This is a genomic window from Pseudomonas sp. PA15(2017) (genome assembly GCF_001945395.1).
Classification (GTDB): domain Bacteria; phylum Pseudomonadota; class Gammaproteobacteria; order Pseudomonadales; family Pseudomonadaceae; genus Aquipseudomonas.
Genome location: NZ_MSXV01000058.1, coordinates 197,703 through 215,037, shown reverse-complemented (window position 1 = coordinate 215,037; position 17,335 = coordinate 197,703). Strand labels below are relative to the sequence as shown.

The window sequence follows — 17,335 nt, the reverse complement described above, 5'->3', positions numbered from 1 at the left end:
GCCCCATCATTGGGTGGTTTCTTCTGCCTCTCCTTCGAGGGTGGCGGCCAGCATCTCGGTCTCCATTGGGCGTGTCTCGACGCTGAAATCGGCGATTTCGATGGAGCCCTTGCCTTCGCCCGTCAGGTGAAAGGAGAACGCCTTACGGGTGTCCAGGTTGTCGAAGGTGAAGCTCAGTTCCACCGGCCGGCCTTTTTTCAGTCGTGGTATCTCCGGGACGTTGATCAGCACGTCACGGTCGAATTCCTTGGTCTTCAGGCGTAGCGTGGCGCCAGCTTCGCTCATCTTCAGCGCGTTGATCTTCAGGGTCACGCGGGTCTGGGTGCCCTTGGGCAGCTCCAGATACTGGGCGCCGATCAAGTTGTCGGCCCAGTCGTCTCCCGGTGTGGCTCGCAGGCGAATACGCTCGTTGCTGGCGAACTGCAGCAGCTGGTTGCCCTGGCCATCACTGAGCGAACGATCCAGCAATTCGGCGCGCAGGCTCACCTGGCGCGCCGGTTTGCCACTGACGCGGCCTAGGTATTCGGCCTGTTCAGCGATGAATCCCGGGCTGGCATAGCGCCGGCAAACTTGCTGGAAGTTGCACTCGGTCAACGTGCCCCGGCCATCATGCTCGCGCAGCAAACCGTTGGTGTAGGAAATGATCTGGCGGCCATGGCTGTAATCGCGCAGCATCGAGCGCCCGGCGATGCTCGCCGGCAGCGGCAGGGCCAGGTAGTCGAGCACCGAGGCGGTCAGGTCGATGTGCCCGTAGACGCCGTTCTTGAGCGAAGGCAGTTGCGCCTGCTCAGGCGCCAGCATCAGGTTGAAGCCCCAGGCCGACGCCAGGCGCACGTTCTCGATGCCGTGGGATTCGTCCGAGGTCACCACCACCAGGGTGTCGTCGAGCACGCCGCGTTCTTGCAGGGCGTCGAGGAAATCGCCAATGGCGTCGTCCAGGTAGGCGATGGCTGCCTGCTTGGCGCTGGCGTGACGGGCCAGGTAGTCGTCCGGCGCGGAGTAGGGCTGGTGGGTGCCGACGGTGAGCAGGGTCAGCATCCAGGGCGCCTTCTGCTTGCGCAGGCCGTCGACGTAGCTCAGCGCGCCTTCGAAGTAGGCCTTGTCGTCCATGCCCCAGGCGAAGTCGAGGTAGGGCGTATTACGAAACCAGTCGCGGCCCAGGGTCTTGTCGAAGCCCATGCGCGGCATGATCTGGTCCTTGGCCATGAAGCGCAGCCCGGCGCCCTGCAGGAAATGGGTGCTGAAACCGTTGTCGCGCAGTTGCGCCGGCAGGCACTGGGCGGCGCGCTCGGCATTGCCCAGCAGCTCGATGCCCTTGGGGGTGCCCGAAGCCAGTTTGTCATAGTCGCCACAAAGCATGGCGTACAGCCCGCGAATGGTCTGGTGAGCATGCAGAACGTAGTCGCTGGTGAGCATGCCGCGCTCGGCCCAGGCGCTCAGGCGCGGCATCAGGTCATCCTGGTAACTGCTGCCGATGGCCCGCCGGCTGGCGTCGAGATAGGCACCGGGGATGCCTTCCAGGGTGATGATCAGCACGTTGCGGGCGCGGCCTGGTTCGGCCAGCAGCGGCGTGCCGTCCATGTCCAGGCGGGTGAGGCCGCTGATGTCCGGTGGGCTGTTGGGCTGGCCGCGGGTCATCCAGTCGTCGACGCCCAGCTGAGCGACGCTGATGCCTTCAGCCAGCCATTTGTGCGGCAGGTTGAACTGCACCCACTGGTCGGCTTCGCTTGGGCTACGGTACTGGAAGGCGGCGTGGGCGGTGAGCAGCGCCAGAGGGGCCAACAGCCAGGCCGCCGATGGTTTACGCACCTGCGGGCGTGCGCCGAGCAGGATGAGGAACGCCAAGGCGGCGGCGATGGAAGCGCCTGCCAGCCAGGGGTGAGTGAGGCCACCGCCCTGGGTCGAATGGCTGAGAAACTGTGCGTCGGTCAGGTAATGCAGGTCAGCCGGCTCGGGCATGCGGCCCACGGCGCTGACCAGCTCGACGGTACCCTGGTTGAGCACCACCCAGATCAATGCCAGCGGAATGCCCAACAGCAGGCGACTACGCAGCGCTAGCCATAACAGCAGGCTGCCAATGGCCAGGTCGGAGAGGTAACCGAACGGATGGGACCAGCCCAGCGTATAGCGGCTGAGCAGCGGCAATGCAATGAACAGGACACCCAGTACCAATTGAACACTGGCCGGCCGCTGCAGCCAGGGGCTGAGAACGCGCACGTATCTTCCTTAAACGATGATCGACAGACGATGGTTTTCAGCGTGCCTTCACGGCTGGGGCGAAGGTTGAGTGCTGAAAAAGCGACTGACATCATTTTGAAACATGCGTGTGCTCATCGCCAGCGACAAGCGCTGAAGACGCGAAATAAGTCGTTCAAATCATTGCCCGGACGGGCGAGGGGACGGGGAGGCTGCCGACCTGGCGCCCGGTATCGGGCGCTGCAGGTCGATACAAACGAAATTACTTCTTGGAAATAGTGATATGGCGGCTGGCAGGACCATTGGTCTGGCCGCTGACGCCCTTGGCGATCTCCTGGATCTTGCCGCCGGACTTGAGGAACGCCGCTACCTGAGCGTCGATCGATTCACTGGTTTCCACTGCCGGGGCAGGTTTGGCTTTGCTGTGGGATGCTTTGACGCGCATGACGGTCATATTGCCTACTCGAGTCATCAAGATGGCCGCCCATTGTATCACCGCTGGGCGCTCAGCTGTTCATTCGATGACCAATGGGCTGATCACCTGCCTACTCGCTGCTGCACGTCCGGGCTTCCCAGCGAGGAGTCGGGTACACTGCCTGGCTGAAAACGAGGGTAGGTACCATGGCTGTTATCGGACGTATGAATTCCTTGCAGGTCGTCAAGCACACCGACTTCGGTCTGTATCTGGACGGCGGGGCGGACGGCGAGATTCTCTTGCCCAAACGCTACATTCCCAAGGACACGCCCAGCGAGGTGGACGACTGGCTCAACGTATTCGTCTATCTGGACAGCGAAGACAAGCTGATCGCCACCACCGACAAGCCCAAGGTGCAGGTCGGCGAATTCGCCAGCCTCAAGGTCGTCGACATCAACCGCGTCGGCCTGTTTCTCGACTGGGGCCTGCCCAAGGACCTGCTGCTGCCCCATTCGGAAGAAAAGCGTCCGCTGCAGATCGGCGACTATTGCGTGGTGCACGTGTTCGTCGACAAGCGCAGCCGCCGTATCACCGCCACCGCGCGCCTGGACCGCTATCTGGACAAGGTGCCGGCGACCTACCAAAGCGGCGACGAAGTCGACCTGCTGGTCGTCGAGCCGACAGACATGGGGTTCAAGGCGATCATCAATGGCAAGCACTGGGGCCTGATCCACAAGAACGAGGTGATCGGTTTCATGCGTGGCGGTATCCGCCAGCCGGGTTTCATCAAGGACATGCGCAGTGACGGCAAGATCAGCCTCAGCTTGCAGCCGGTCGGCCAGCAAGTGGCTGACAGCCTTGGCGAACAGATTCTCCAGCGCCTGCGGGACAGCGGCGGCATGCTGGAGCTGAGCGACAAGAGCTCGCCGGAACGCATCAGCGCGATGTTCCGGGTCAGCAAGGGCAACTTCAAGAAGGCCATCGGCGGCCTCTACAAGCAGGGCCTGATCCGCATCCATGACGAGCGCATCGAACTGCTGAAGTAACCGCACGACGGGCAGGCGCCGCGAAAAGCACTTGAGCGGCACGCGGCGCTTGCCAATAATGCGAGCCCCGCCGGTGTAGCTCAGTCGGTAGAGCAGCGCACTCGTAACGCGAAGGTCGCAGGTTCGATTCCTGTCTCCGGCACCATATAGAACAATAAGTTGCGCGATTCCGTGTTGATCGCTTATGCACCTATTGCGGACTTCTCGTGAAAAAAGCGTCGTCCAGCTTTGCTAAGTCAGCAGCTTGAAGATTGCCTGAGTGGTAGTGCAGTTTGGTCCAGGCCATCAGGTAGTCGTAGCGGGCCTGGGCCAGATCGCGGCGAGTGCTGTAAAGCTGCTGCTCGGCGTTCAGCGCATCAAGATTGGCCCGCTCACCACCCAGAATGCTCTGCTGGGTCGAGAGTACCAGCGCCTCAGCAGCTACCAACGCCTTTTGATAGGCGCGCAGCTTGCTCACACCGGAGAGGCAGGCACTGAATTGACGGCGCAGCTCGATCAGGATTTCGCGGGTCTTGCCCTCAAGCTCGTACTCGGCCTGCTGCATGGCATAACTTGCCTGTCGTGTGGATGCTGAAACACCACCACCGGCATACAGCGGCAAACTGATTTCGATGCCGATAGTGTTGGTATCGTAGCGTTGGTTGTAAGTGTTGCTGCTTTCCGACTCCTGTTTGCGTGAGGTGGCGTAGGCCGTGACTTTCGGCAGATGCCCGGAGCGGTTGCGCTCCACCTCATGCCGCGCTATTTCCAAGGCGTGGCGTTCCGACGCCAGAACCGGGTTGTTCTCGACCGCCATCTTGTGCCAAGTGTCATAGCTGGCGGGAGTCAAGATCAGGGCGGAAAAGTCGTCGTCAAGTGGGGCCAAGTCCTCGATGTTTATATTTTGCACGCCAATCAAAGAGCCTAGCGCTCTCAGCGAGGCGTCTTGCTCGTCGAGGGCCTGGATTTCTTCCGCGATAGCGAGCTCGTAGCGCGATTCGGCTTCAAGAATATCGGTGCGAGTGCCCTCGCCTTGCTGGAGCAAATGCTTATTTTGCTGAAAGTGCTGCTCGAAAGCCTTTTTCTTGACTCTGGCCATGTCGATCTGATCTTGCGCAAACAGCGCCTGGGTGTAGTAACTCAGCACGCGAACCAATAGAGCCTGGCTTTTTTCGCGAAATCTTTGATCGGCGAACAACGCCTGGGCCACCCCCTTGCGATAGTTGGCATACGCTTCATAGTCAAAGAGTGGCTGTTGCAGGCTGAAGGTAGAGCCGAAGCTGCTGTAGTTGCGGTCGTCACGGTAGGTGCCGCCGCGTCCATCGGGTAGTCGCGCCTCGGAGTCGTTGTAACCCTTGTTGTAGTTATAGGATAGCTTCGGCATCAGACCCGCGCGGCCGATAGCACGATTCTCAAGACCGGCTTTGTGCTCTTTGATGGCGCCCAGGAACACCGGGTCGTTGCGCAGTGCCTGTTCGTACACATCGAAAGGCCCCATGACGGCTTTGGCGCTGCCGCACACCAGCCACAGCAGGATAAAGAGAAGTCTCATACTCAATCCTCCGTCAGCGCTGAGCTGGCGCGATCCAGCAGCGGCTTGAACAAGTAATTGAGCAATGACCGCTCCCCCGTACGTACAAACAGTTCTGCAGGCATCCCCGGCCTGATCACCAAGCCATGGAGTTTTTGCAGAGCCTCTTCACTGACACTGGCGCGGAGCATGTAGTATGAAACGCCTGTCTTTTCGTCGAGCACTTGGTCGGCGGAGATCAGACTGACCTCACCTAGCACACGCGGCGTGCGGTTTTGATTGAAGGCGGTGAATAGAATATCAACCGGCAAGTGGGTGCCGACCTTATCCACCAAGTTCACCGGCAGCCTTCCCTCCACTTCCAGGGGGGTACCTTGGGGCACGATCTCCAATAAGGTTTCGCCGGCTTGAACAATGGCGCCTTCGGTATGCACTCGCAGATTCAATGCGATTCCGTCGGCAGGTGCATCAATTTCACTGTGCTGCAAATCGAACTTGGCCGACGTTAGTTGTTGCTCTAGCGTCAGTGTGCGTAACTGCGCCTCGGCTAACTGACCACGCACTTCTTTCTGATATTCCTCTAGGTACTGCTCCAGTTTGAGACGCGATTCAATGATGCCCTGTTCCAAGCGCCCGCTTTCGCCGATAGTTTGCGCTAGGTCCTTTTCGACCTGAGAAAGCTGACGCTGAAACTCCCTTAGGCGGTTGAGTGGGATATAACCGTTGTCAGCCAGTGATGACAGGCTGCTGATCTGCTCGCGCAAGGATTGCTCCTGAGCTGTCAGAGCAACCCGAGCGCGCCTTAGGCCACTTAGCTGCGCGGTTGCACCATCGATGTTGGCACGAATGGAGGCCTGTTCACGTGCGAACGCCTCGCGGCGGCTGCTGAATAGCTGGCGCTGATCATCCATCACCAGTACCAGCGCCGGGTCCGGCTCAATGTTTGAAGTTGATGGAAATATAAGGGTGTCTTGGTTGTCACGTTCGCTTTGCCAACGTGCCAAGCTTGCCCAGGCGAGCCGGTACTGAGCTTGCAGCGATCGCACGCTGGCTTGGTTTTGCGTCTGGTCCAGGCGAAACAACGCCTGGCCCTGTTTTACCGCTTCGCCATCACGCACCAGAATTCGACTGACCACACCTGGGCTCAAGGTTTGAACCACCTTACGGTTACCCGAAACCACGACCGTACCCTGCACCGGAATACCCTGATCCAATGGCGCAATGCTGGCCCATAGAAAAAAACCGCCGGCACCGACGACAGTCATCAACCAACCCATGCGCACGAAGAAAATGGCATTTCGCTGTTTGTACGTTCGATTGAACTTGATCTTGCTCATATCCCTTTCCCCTCCCACTCAATACTGACGACTGAAACTCACGCCGGTCTTAGGCCTTTGTATTTCCGGGGGGGCGGACAACGCCTTCAGTACGTCTTGGCTGGGGCCAAACGCTTGCACGCGACCGGCGTTGAGCACCAGCAACTTGTCGGCTTGGGCCAATGTGGAAGTACGATGCGTAACCAGAACCACGGTGCTGCCCTGCGTCTTCATCTGCTCGATAGCGCGGGCCAGTGCCGCTTCACCCACGCTGTCGAGATTGGAGTTGGGCTCATCGAGTACGATCAAGCGTGGCGCGCCATACAATGCGCGCGCCAGGGCCACCCGTTGTTTCTGGCCACCGGACAGACCGCCGCCAGCGTCGCCGAGTAACGTGTCGTAGCCCTGAGGCAGGCTCAGGATCAAGTCATGCACGTCAGCCTGACGCGCTGCGCTGACCACCTTTTCTGGGTCATTTTGGGTGAAGCGCGAAATGTTGTCGGCAATGCTGCCACTGAACAGCTCGATGTCTTGCGGCAAATAACCAATCTCAGGGCCAAGGTCATTGCGGCTCCATTGATGAATATCGGCGCCATCCAAGCGTACCGTGCCGCCCAGGGTTGGCCAGACGCCCACCAATACCCGCGCCAAGGTGGACTTACCCGAACCTGATGCCCCGAGCACGCAAAGCACTTCGCCTGCAGCCAGGTCAAAACTGATTTGATGTAAAGTCGCCCCGCCCCGACCCGGCGGCCCGGCGCTGACATTCTCGAGATTGATGTGGCCTTCGGGGGCCGGTAACGCCATCTGGCTGTCTTTTGGTGGGAATTCGCGCAGCAATCCATCGAGCCGCTGGTAAGCGAGCTTGGCCGAGCTCCACTGCTTCCACACCGCAATTAGCTGGTCGATAGGGCTGAGCGCCCGGCCCATGAGGATTGAACCGGCTATCATCATGCCGGCGGTCATCTGCCCTTTGATCACCAAGTACGCGCCAAGCCCTAGCACCAAAGATTGCAAGCAGAGGCGCAGGGATTTACTCAGGGAGCTCATTATCGAGCCGGTATCGCTGGCCTTGTTCTGAAAGGACAGGAACTGCGAGTGCACGCCGAACCAGCGCTTGCGCAACGCGCTGAGCATACCCATGGCTTGAATCGTCTCGGCATTTTGCAAGTGACTCGTCGCCAGTTGAATGGACTGCTGGGAGAAGGTATTTGCTTGTCCCAACGGTTTTTTTGTCAGGTACTCATTCAGGCAGGCTAAAACGATCAATAGCACGGCTCCGACCGTTGCCAGTACGCCCAGCCACACATTGAAGAGGAAAATTACCAACAGGTAGATCGGAAACCACGGCGCATCGAAAAACGCGAAGAGCGCGGGCCCGGTGACGAATTGGCGAATGGCGGTGAGGTCGCCCAAGAACTGCCCGGCATGCCCTGAGCCATGCTGCAAGTTTCGTTCGAATGCGGCCTTGTATACCCGCAAATTGAAACGCCGCTCCAGCTTGTTGCCGATGCGAATGACGACAAAACTACGGACCACTTCCAAAAGCCCGATAAATGCGAAGAAACCCACGACCAAGAGCGTCAGCATTACCAGGGTGGTTTCATTTTGAGAGGACAGCACACGATCATAAACCTGCAGCATGTAAATGGACGGAACGAGCATCAATAAATTAATCAATGCGGTGAAGCACCCGACAGACGTCAATATGCCCTTGTAGTCTGCCAATGCCCCAAGTAATGGAGACATCGCTTTAGGAGCCGTCATATACATTAATTCCTTATTACGATATGAATGTTTCTTCTTTGCAAAAGCATAGCGCGAGACCGAATTTTTAATCCCGCAGTGACCTCGATTACAGCGGAAAAATACTCAAACACTGGACAAGCAGTTTTTATATGGCAAGCCTTGACCGGTAAAGCTCGACGCAGTAAGCAAAGCCCGAATCTACCTTATGTTGTATTGTCCGGCGCTGAGTCAAAATCATGGTGGCGCGTTGTCAGGATCAAGCCTTGTCCAAATAATCAAAGGCTGGGTTTTTTGCCTGATATCGTTTTTAGCCAATGGAAACATCCTTATTAAACCTATCCCTTAGGGTAGGCACTGCCATTAAAAGCATCAGAGCGTTTAAGAGCCATGGGAAAAAGCAGTGACACGCGGGAAGAGCCATGCAGCAAATGAAGCCTTTGTAAGTCACCGACCCGAAGCTTACGCATTCCTGCGAAAGCTTCGGGTTTCACTCATCGGTAATACGTACCACTTATCAAACGACGTCTAAAACTACGATAAGTAATAGTCTCCCCCGGAGGCTGCCAGGCCTATTTGAATCGCATGGCCCAATCCATCTGCCAGTACCAATGGTGCTTCGGCTACCGAGTTGCTGAAAATATTAATCGTACTGCCATGCTTGACATCGGCCAGGGAGTAGTTGACAACTAACTGGTCAGTAGTCTTACCGTTGCCGCCCAGGTACTCAAGAAAATTGGAGGTTTTCATAGACCCCTTAATGTAATCATTTTTGGCAGCGCCCAGGTCGACAAACGTAGTTGAAAGGCTGTAGTTGCTCAAATCATCTACGATGAATTTAGTGTCGAATGTACGCTTGGCGTTATCCAAATAATTGAGCGTCACGTTATTATCAATATAGAACGTTGCCCCACCCAGTCCAGAGTAATAATCAAGGGACTTCTCAGCGTCACCCTGGAAACCAATTGATTGAGAATAGGACTGAGCCAATGGTGTGTTTTTTACCGTGCTTTTTTCTGCGGAGGACACGATAGTTGTAAAAGGGGAATACCCATCAATAAGCGCAACTGCGTCATGATCCTTAGTGCCTCCCATATAAAGCGAAGCATTAGATACGTCATTGAGAGAGGCACTAAAGCTTCCGCTCGATGAAAAAACGGACACATTTTGATTACTGGTGTAGTTTTTCAGGTGAATTTGGTCATGACCACCCCCTGTCGAGATAGTTTGAATGCCCTGCTTGCCATCAATCACTATCTTGTCATCAAAATGAGTGCCTACGAAATTCGCAAACCCATTGGCTGTAACGGTATTAGCGCTCCCCTTATAGGCTAGAGTCCCGTCTACGAAAGCTACTTCCCTAGTCAAAGGAGATGCAGAAACCGTCGAACCCGCCGAAGGTTCAGAACCCGAAATACTTTTAGGCATATCTTTTAAAAAGACAGTGCCGTCACTGCCTTCAAAAGTGACCTCATCATGCAGGCCTGAATAAACAGTAGCGTTAGAGTTTCTGAGGAATAAATTACTGTGCCCATACGAGACATAGGTGCCGTTGAACTCTTCTAAATTTACCCAGAAGGAGTCCTCCCATCGGCTGTCAAAGACCACTGGCCCTTTGACGATGTCAAAATCCTTCAGATCTGTACTAGGAAAATCCATAGTATGGTCATCGGGTAATTCCGGGTTATGTAAATCCGCTCCGCTGAAATCCAACACCTGTAAAGGGCCACCGTCAGAGTACCCAGCGGTAAGTAAATGAATTTTGTCTGAGTGAATCAAATAATCGACATCAAACTTATAAGTGACTGTGGCGTTGTGGGAGCCATGGTGCTGGAGGTACAAGTCAAACATGGCGTTATAAGGAGAAATTTCTTTAGCAGCTTTGTTTATAATAAGGGTGGTGTTCGAATCCTCAGTTAAATTTCTTGAATAAATATCCAGCCGACCGCTTAGAAGTTCGCCTGCAGGGTGTTTAATTTCAGCAAGAGGCGGAATATCTATGAGTACCAGTACATTTTTTTTATGAAAATAATCCCCTGAATATTGTATTGCGGCCCAGTTTGGATTCGAGCCATCATGTGCTTTTTGGTAAGATGGCTCACCGCTGCTCGAGTATCGCGCAAGATAAAAATTCCCAAACTTCTCTTGGTCCTGGGCGGAACTCAACAGATTTGAAAAAGAATGGTTAGAGAGGGCAACGAACTCAACTTGATCCAGCCCTGCCTGGTTCTTCATGGCAATCAACTTTGGACGCACATCCCTATCCATGTCCCTAATAATTTCTTTTACGTGGTTATCTTGCCAAGCTTGAGAGTTTTGAAGCGCATCAATTTTTCCAGTGAAATTGTTTCTATAAATGCTAGAAAACCAATTGATCAGGGGCGTAGAGTCTAGTGCCGCATTTGTGTGTGCAACCTCAAGTACTTGGGCGGTGGATTCATGACCCAAGGATCTTTGACGATCTATTTCATCCTGCAAATCTAAAGCCACGCCAATGGAGTGAAAATCAGGTATCACTAAAAGAGCCAAAGCGGCTGGCGGAAACGCAACACTAGCAGCAACTGCCGCTACGGATGCAGTCATATTTACAATCGCCCCACCCAGATCGTATTGTGACTGTCGACTAGAATAGTCGCCACCGTACTTATTAGCGACCTGGACTATGTCAGCAACAGAGAGACCTACAAAAATTACTGAGCCGACAGCATTCAACCCCTTCGCTACCGGCGCAATGAACTTTCCGCCCCCCTCGATGAGCCCTAACGCATCACCGGCAAGGAATGACACATCTGCGGCAAGTGTAAGGGAGTTGAGCACTGTTGAATAATCATCAGTTTTTGTAGACAAACCATAAATATCTTTAGAAATTGCAAGGATGTCTGAGGTGAAAGCGAACGGATTTTTGCCCAGTTTGATCAATGCGTCCTTGCCATTTCCAAGGTGCCATGCTTCTTTATTTGCAAGTTCAGAATAATAAAAGTTTCGAAGCTTAGGGGATAATTCGCTTGCTAGATTTACATCATATCGCTTTTCGTTAGTCAGTGCGCTTTTGATAGGGGCCTTGATATCGAGAACACCAGCGTCTAGCTGGCTTTTGAAATTAATGGCATCCTCTTTCAGCTTTGCAAAATAAACGCCTTGTTCTTTCTTTGACAGGAACATATCCATTTGTTGGCCGCGAGCAAAGTTCAATGCGTCTGACGCATACTTAACCGCAGAAATAACGTTGCTTGCTGAGCTGTCCTCTATAGCTGCAGCGATCGAGTTCGGGAGTGTACTCAATGTTGTGATTGATTTCGCAAGGGCAGCGGAAAATTTGTAGGCACTTGCATATTTGAGTTCGTTAGCGAGCACGTCTTGATAAATGTGATTGCTGTTGATCACATCACCAAGATTATTTAGCCTGTCATTAAATAGCGTGTGAAACCAGATAGTTTGATTAGCCAGCGTCACTTGTTCTTTTTCAGCCGCGCTGATCGAGTGACCGTTGCTCTGAAGATGATCAAGTGTCTTTTTATTGAAGTCATCGAATGCTTTATTTCCATATTTTTGCTCGGTGTCTGACAACCAGCGCTTTAACGCTGAGTCGAGTTTTGAACTAACGGACCCCGCTTCTGCATTGAGTTTTTGCCGAATATCCAAGTGAATCGATTTTATTAGCTCCGAGGCGGTAAAATCTCGAAATTTACTGGTGTTGTCGACGCTGGCCTGATGCGCATAGGTTACAGGTAACAGTACTTTTTCGTTCAAAAAATCCTTGTATACGTTTTTGTTGGTTGCCACAATTTCTGTCAGTGCAGCGTTAATATTTGAAGCATCTCGTATAGCCACCTGTGCATCCCGACCCTCACTCACCTTGAGCATCGCGAGGCTTTCGCTTTTGGCTGTAGAGACAGCTGAAACGATCGCCTGAATGCTCTTGATTTCAGCTGCGCTAGGTTGAGATGTACTAGTAGTAGCCAGATAATTTTTCAGTTTACCCGCTTGCTGCGAGAGAGCCTCTATTTCCGATGCCTTCTGAAGCAGTGCATTGAGAACGACGGTAGATACTTCGTCATAGACGCTGTTGTCAGCACTTGGAGATAAATGGTAGTGCTTGATTAAAGCTTTTACTCCCTCGACACTTTCAGCATTATTGAATACTTTGTTGAGATCAATAGTTTTGGTTTTATTGTTCCATGGGCCGGGTACAAGGACTACTGGGTCGTCTCCAACGACTCCTTTAATACGACCTAATAGAAGAGAATCAGAATTCAGTTTCTTTTCTAGGTTATCGAGGTAGTTGATAGTAGCGTGTGTTTCTTTAATATCCATGTGACCATCCTTTAAAAAGTCGGTATTATTGAACCTGTGACAGGTGTCCAATAGGGCATGTCCGTATCGCTCAAGCTGCTGATAACGCTATGAAAGCTGAATGTCTGTTTCTACCATTGCTCTCCATGTTTACTTATTTGCAGGTAAGTCACGAACTTTAAATTCATCATCCGATGCGCAGGGGTGTTAAAGCAGCATTTAGGATGTCGAAAAATTTAGTATATTTTTAGGATATTGCTTTTTAGCCGCTAAAGTTGTAATCAAATAGCGCAACTGCCACGCTGTCTGTTCATGACAGTCGGCAAGTGCATTGGGGCAAGCATTTGCTTTCAAACACCGGTAGGCGAGCCTGGTATTTGAATCTGGATAATCGCGACGGCACTCGCTCCAGCGGTCCCAGTAAAACTTATAATCTGAAAGTGGCTGCGCCGGTGGCGGATGCCAAACAAGATGATTGATTGCCTAGCGCCTTTGATAACTTATTCTAAATACAGAATACGACAAATTTTCATCGGCACTTCCACGACAACCTGCACGCTGTGTGATTTTCAAAAAAACAGCTGCTTGAAAAATTGTTTCCACATTAAGCCGCAAGTGCAAGGCGTATCGAATATGGGAGTTTGATGTGGCCTGACAACAGAGCAAAAGGCTAACCACGCAAATACCTTGCCTCGTGTTGATTCACATTTATTCCGGGATTGAATATATTCATGCCGTCAAAAATTATCGCTGGCTTAGAGTGCGCAGTCTTTTCGCAAGCTACCCAACCTCTAACTCACGGCGAGCGAGATACTGACTGATGGTCGCCCAATAACTGGCTCTAGAACGTCAAGGCTGACCAATATGACTATTTTATTTGATCGGTATCATTAATGCTGCTTGCCTAAATCTGCAATAGCGCACCTGCTTATTAGCAAGCCCGTACGTCCTTTTACGAGGCCGTTTAGCGACTCAACCAGTCATGGGCTACTATTCTGATGGAGCGCGATGGCGCCGATCATCTCAACTGCTGGAGGAGATATGTATTCGCCAATAGCTCTCCCTGCGCTTTCGACCGCGGCACCGGCGGTATCGGCCAGTGTGCTCATGACTAACTCAGTAACTTGATTTGGCTGTCTGTGCCCAGCTCAACTCTTGCATTCGAGTTCGCGTTACCGACATCAAAGCCGAGACCAAATGTACCGTAACCTTAGTGAGTTGTTTGGCAGTGCCGCCCTAGAATACCCAGGTACCGTTGACTGTGTTCTCTACCGATTGAAAAGAATCTGCTACTGAACTTTGAGGTCGTGCGGTATTAAGTTCGACTGCCTTCATCGCAGAATTCATGGAACCAACACGAGTAGCTGAAGCAACCTCTCCAGCAGCGGACGTCAGCCGAATACCTCTATCCAAAGGCCCCGGAATAAAATTATAAGCTGAGTTGTATGAAGTCACGGTATGCACCCACTCCGTTATCTAGAAGTTCCATTTGCTAGCTTATCCTGTCGCTAGGCTATGGAAGAAGCGAACTTGGGAAGCATTTCGATTAGTTCTATCTCGACCGAATCTCCGTTGTTGGGTGGGTAACTTTCAAAAATCTCATGATTCAGAAAAGCTTCCATCACGCGAGACCATTCCTCCTGAGCTCTTTTGCCACGCGGTCTCGTCCATTTCGAACTCGTAGAGAAGTTCCTTTTTAGAAATATTGGGGTTTTAGAGTTGGTATTTACTATTGAAGCTTCTGGCAGCTAGTTATTCGGTCTGATCTAGCAAGACTTTCGCCCCAACAGTGTACGACTCCACGCAACTGTTGGGCCGAAAGGCTATTTAGAAAACAATTCTAGAAATGCTCTCTATCGAGGCAATCTAGAAACTCTGCACTACCTGGGTCTGGACCGTCTGCAGCTTCATAAGAGCCACAACCCGAATCAGCATGTGCCTGACCCATAAAAAACATCAGAGCGGCTGAAACACTCAATGCTGAGATAAGCTTCTTCATCATCTGCTCCTCCATGAAAATATTGCATTATGTAAGCGTGTCATACAGAAAGTTGCTGATTTAAGATAGCGATAGAAAACGGCAGCCGCAAGTCTGTTCGCGGACTTTTACGCAGAAATATGGTGACAATAAATGATGATTAGAGTGATTATTTATCATGAAATGATGTGTTCTAGCTCAGAGAACCGAATTGTGTAATGTTGGCAACATTGGTCGCTGTGACGTGAACTTGATGGGCTTTGTGCGACGTCAATATTAGCGTCGATAGACGCTTTGGCACCAAAGTAATACTGTTTTATCTTTCTCGATCTAGTGCATTTTAGGGTCGCGCTTACCTTCCTTTGTTCTTGGCCGAACTCGGTGCTTGAATCAGCGTGACATTGACTGCGCGTGGCTGAGTCGTGAGCCAACCCGAATACTCAAAAGAGTACTTACCTGCTGAGGTGATTTGACAGTATCAAAGTACATGGTCAACGACCTTGTTATCAAATCGCAGCAGCTAGCGCGAACTACCAGCAGATGTTGTCGACTCTCAACATGCTGGGTTTTAGCCTGAGTGCTGTCGGGCGTTATGGACGAGAAGGCTGCCTGAAGGATTATTTGAATTGCTCAAGCGAACTGCTCACAAATCACATCGAACGTGTGATAAAGCTTGAGTGACCCTATTGAGTTACACCGCACAGCTTCATAATCCACGAACACGTCCTAGCGTCGCGCGGCACGATCTGAAAATAAAGCCCTTTTCAAATCTCCACCGGGGGTATGGTAGAACGGGCAGCACCAGTTGGTCGACCAAGTTTTCTGTTGTGTATTAATTCAAATTTGCCAATCGTTGATATAGGAAATCGACTGCCAGTCGAATTTTTGAGGTTGAATTGGGCGCTGGCAGGTAAAGCATGTAGATACCCATTTTATCGTGGCGAGCCAAAGAAATAGATTGGTCGAGCTCTAGAGCGACAAGTTCCTTTCGCCTCAAGTAGTCATTCATGCGCCAAGTTGGGAGGAGTACGATCCCTCGGTGTTTGCGAGCCATGGTCAATAGCGATGCTCCATCATTGCTAATTAATATTGGTGACAACCTAGCGTTCACCCAGTCATCACAATTTTGAATGAGCTATTTGAGTACGCCATTCGCCCCGCGACACTATGCGTTGCATGGCTGGCCAAATCCTGAACCGTCTTCGGTGCTCCATTGTTCGCCAGATACTTTGGAGAAGCAGCGAGGACGAAGCAATTAGAGTTGAGTCGACGAGTAACCACTCGATTCCCTGGCTGCAAACCACCCCTTATGATGATGTCGTACTGGTCACCTCCTAAATTCTCCAATTCATTAGTCAGATATATATCAAGGAGAATATCCGGGTAGCATTCATTGAAGTCCTGAAGAACAGGCATAAGCATCATCCGCCCGTGACCTGACAAGCAGCTGATTCGTAGTGCTCCGCTAGCTTTGGCTTCCCGGTTTCTCACCAAGTCGAGGAAGCAATCGGCCGATCGCTCCCGAGGGGTGGGCTGGTGATTATCTGTGGGAGCGGGCGGGGACGCCCAGTCCATGCCCGCTATTTTTCGCGCGCATGGCGCGCTGCCACAGTTGATCGTCTTGCCTTGTAGCTGCCTCTTCATGCGTATGCAAGACTTTGAACGGGCTCTTGGCGGGGTGTCCACTGAAACTGGGCAATATCAGGCGCCACTGGCTGCGAGACTCACTGCCGACTGTTGATAAGTGACCAGCCTGGCAGGTTGCGGTAGAGATCGACCTCGGTCGCTGGCAGGGTAGCGGGTCGCCAAGCCCTTCGACTGGCTGATGCTCGATTACAGCTCTGCGTTGCGTGTCGAGGAGCTCGCACACTCGCGTGCAGGTGAGTGCGCCGACGCTTCATAATCATTTCCGCCAGCTCACTGCCATGAGCCCACGGCAGTATCGGAAATGGTTGCGTGTGAATGAGGGAGGCGGCTGATGCTCAACGAGCACCTGAACGTCTCCAGCGCGGCATTCAAGGCTGGTCGCGAAAGCGCCGCCGCCTTTTTGCTCAATCACCCAGGCGCGACATCGGTATGTCGCTTGGGCAGATCGTGCGCGATACAGACGATCAGGACCAATTCGCCGAGTAGTCAGTGGCTGTCCGGTATCATGTACTCGAGACGCATTGGCAATTGAGAGTGGCTGCAGATAGCGCTAAGCTCGCGCTCTCTTTTCCACGCTGATGCTTCCCTGTGATCACGCAAAAGCCATCATCGCTTCTGGCCTGCTTCATTTCCGAGCGCAAGCGCCTGGTTCATTACCTGACCGGCCGCACGGGTTGTGCGGCCACGGCCAAAGACATCCTGCAGGATGCCTGGCTCAAGCTCGACCGCTCCGAGAGCCGCAGGCCTGTGGGCAATCCCCTGGCGTATCTGCAGCGCATGGCGCGTAATCTGGCCATCGACAATGCCCGCGCGCACTCGCGTCGGTGGCTCGATGCCGTGGAGGTCGAAGCTTTGCTGGCATTTCCCGACGAGGCCCCGAATGCCGAGCAGAAAGTCAGCGATGCCCAGCAACTGGAGCGGCTGGCGCAGATCGTCGAGGAGTTGCCGGCGCGCTGCCGCGAGCTGTTCCTGGCCGCGCGCATCGAAGGCACGCCGCACAAGCAGTTGGCCGAGCGTTTCGGTGTCAGCGTGCGCACCGTCGAGCTGGAGGTCGCCCGGGCGCTGGACCATTGTAGCGAACGCCTGCGGCAGATCAGCGGCGAGGCAAGGAGATAGCGTGGTGCCGGTGTACAGTACCGCCTCTGCCGCCGATGCCTGCCTGTGATGACTCAACCTGCCGCCCCCGAA

General features: G+C 53.2%; 11 protein-coding genes, 1 tRNA gene and 1 pseudogene. 4 read left to right on the top strand and 9 right to left on the bottom strand.

From position 1 onward, the window contains the following. Positions 1-6: 6 nt before the first annotated feature. On the bottom strand, positions 7-2,217 hold the full coding sequence (locus BVH03_RS22705) for an LTA synthase family protein (protein ID WP_075963302.1): 2,211 nt from the start codon (positions 2,215-2,217) through the stop codon (positions 7-9). Positions 2,218-2,458: 241 nt separating this feature from the next. Beyond that, complete coding sequence (locus tag BVH03_RS22700; RefSeq protein ID WP_170833962.1) at positions 2,459-2,650, bottom strand: hypothetical protein; 192 nt, start codon at positions 2,648-2,650, stop codon at positions 2,459-2,461. Positions 2,651-2,817: 167 nt separating this feature from the next. Here BVH03_RS22700 and BVH03_RS22695 point away from each other — a divergent pair, with 167 nt between their 5' ends. Next, complete coding sequence (locus tag BVH03_RS22695; protein ID WP_075963301.1) at positions 2,818-3,657, top strand: S1 RNA-binding domain-containing protein; 840 nt, start codon at positions 2,818-2,820, stop codon at positions 3,655-3,657. Positions 3,658-3,726: 69 nt separating this feature from the next. Further along, positions 3,727-3,802, top strand: a tRNA-Thr gene (locus tag BVH03_RS22690). A gap of 45 nt (positions 3,803-3,847) precedes the next feature. Here BVH03_RS22690 and BVH03_RS22685 read toward each other — a convergent pair. The 7 genes from BVH03_RS22685 to BVH03_RS27340 all read right to left on the bottom strand — a co-directional run bounded on the left by BVH03_RS22685 (position 3,848) and on the right by BVH03_RS27340 (position 16,075). Next, positions 3,848-5,188, bottom strand: coding sequence for a TolC family outer membrane protein (locus BVH03_RS22685; protein WP_075963300.1), 1,341 nt, complete (start codon positions 5,186-5,188; stop codon positions 3,848-3,850). A 2-nt stretch (positions 5,189-5,190) separates the two neighbouring features. Beyond that, positions 5,191-6,504 carry an HlyD family type I secretion periplasmic adaptor subunit gene (locus BVH03_RS22680; RefSeq protein ID WP_075963299.1) on the bottom strand — a complete coding sequence of 438 codons (1,314 nt, stop codon included), beginning with the start codon at positions 6,502-6,504 and terminating at the stop codon, positions 5,191-5,193. An 18-nt stretch (positions 6,505-6,522) separates the two neighbouring features. Further along, the gene (locus BVH03_RS22675) at positions 6,523-8,256 is read right to left on the bottom strand and encodes a type I secretion system permease/ATPase (protein ID WP_075963298.1); all 1,734 of its coding nucleotides are present in this window, start codon (positions 8,254-8,256) and stop codon (positions 6,523-6,525) included. Between the two features lie 507 nt (positions 8,257-8,763). Further along, positions 8,764-12,543: a hypothetical protein gene (locus BVH03_RS22670; RefSeq protein WP_075963297.1), complete on the bottom strand. Its 3,780-nt coding sequence runs from the start codon at positions 12,541-12,543 to the stop codon at positions 8,764-8,766. A 1,819-nt stretch (positions 12,544-14,362) separates the two neighbouring features. Then, positions 14,363-14,521, bottom strand: coding sequence for a hypothetical protein (locus tag BVH03_RS26505; RefSeq protein WP_168175664.1), 159 nt, complete (start codon positions 14,519-14,521; stop codon positions 14,363-14,365). 811 nt (positions 14,522-15,332) lie between these two features. After that, positions 15,333-15,611: a LysR substrate-binding domain-containing protein gene (locus tag BVH03_RS27345; RefSeq protein ID WP_075963296.1), complete on the bottom strand. Its 279-nt coding sequence runs from the start codon at positions 15,609-15,611 to the stop codon at positions 15,333-15,335. Next, the gene (locus tag BVH03_RS27340; RefSeq protein WP_371915385.1) at positions 15,608-16,075 is read right to left on the bottom strand and encodes a LysR substrate-binding domain-containing protein; all 468 of its coding nucleotides are present in this window, start codon (positions 16,073-16,075) and stop codon (positions 15,608-15,610) included. Before BVH03_RS27340 ends, BVH03_RS27345 begins: the two co-directional genes overlap by 4 nt. Before the next feature lie 144 nt (positions 16,076-16,219). Here BVH03_RS27340 and BVH03_RS27040 point away from each other — a divergent pair. Together BVH03_RS27040 and BVH03_RS22655 are read left to right on the top strand one after the other, a co-directional pair. Beyond that, positions 16,220-16,547 (top strand): annotated as a pseudogene (locus tag BVH03_RS27040) (helix-turn-helix domain-containing protein); the annotation flags it as partial. Positions 16,548-16,735: 188 nt separating this feature from the next. Next, a complete protein-coding gene (locus tag BVH03_RS22655) occupies positions 16,736-17,263 on the top strand; it encodes an RNA polymerase sigma factor (RefSeq protein ID WP_083640142.1) in 528 nt (175 codons plus the stop codon). Positions 17,264-17,335 lie beyond the last annotated feature (72 nt).

Bases quoted from the DNA above. Each gene is read 5' to 3' on its own strand.
- BVH03_RS22680 (WP_075963299.1), bottom strand. From the start codon at position 6,504: ATGAGCAAGATCAAGTTCAATCGAACGTACAAACAGCGAAATGCCATT.
- BVH03_RS22700 (WP_170833962.1), bottom strand. From the start codon at position 2,650: ATGACCGTCATGCGCGTCAAAGCATCCCACAGCAAAGCCAAACCTGCC.
- BVH03_RS22695 (WP_075963301.1), top strand. From the start codon at position 2,818: ATGGCTGTTATCGGACGTATGAATTCCTTGCAGGTCGTCAAGCACACC.
- BVH03_RS22675 (WP_075963298.1), bottom strand. From the start codon at position 8,256: ATGTATATGACGGCTCCTAAAGCGATGTCTCCATTACTTGGGGCATTG.
- BVH03_RS27340 (WP_371915385.1), bottom strand. From the start codon at position 16,075: ATGGACTGGGCGTCCCCGCCCGCTCCCACAGATAATCACCAGCCCACC.
- BVH03_RS26505 (WP_168175664.1), bottom strand. From the start codon at position 14,521: ATGAAGAAGCTTATCTCAGCATTGAGTGTTTCAGCCGCTCTGATGTTT.
- BVH03_RS22670 (WP_075963297.1), bottom strand. From the start codon at position 12,543: ATGGATATTAAAGAAACACACGCTACTATCAACTACCTCGATAACCTA.
- BVH03_RS22685 (WP_075963300.1), bottom strand. From the start codon at position 5,188: ATGAGACTTCTCTTTATCCTGCTGTGGCTGGTGTGCGGCAGCGCCAAA.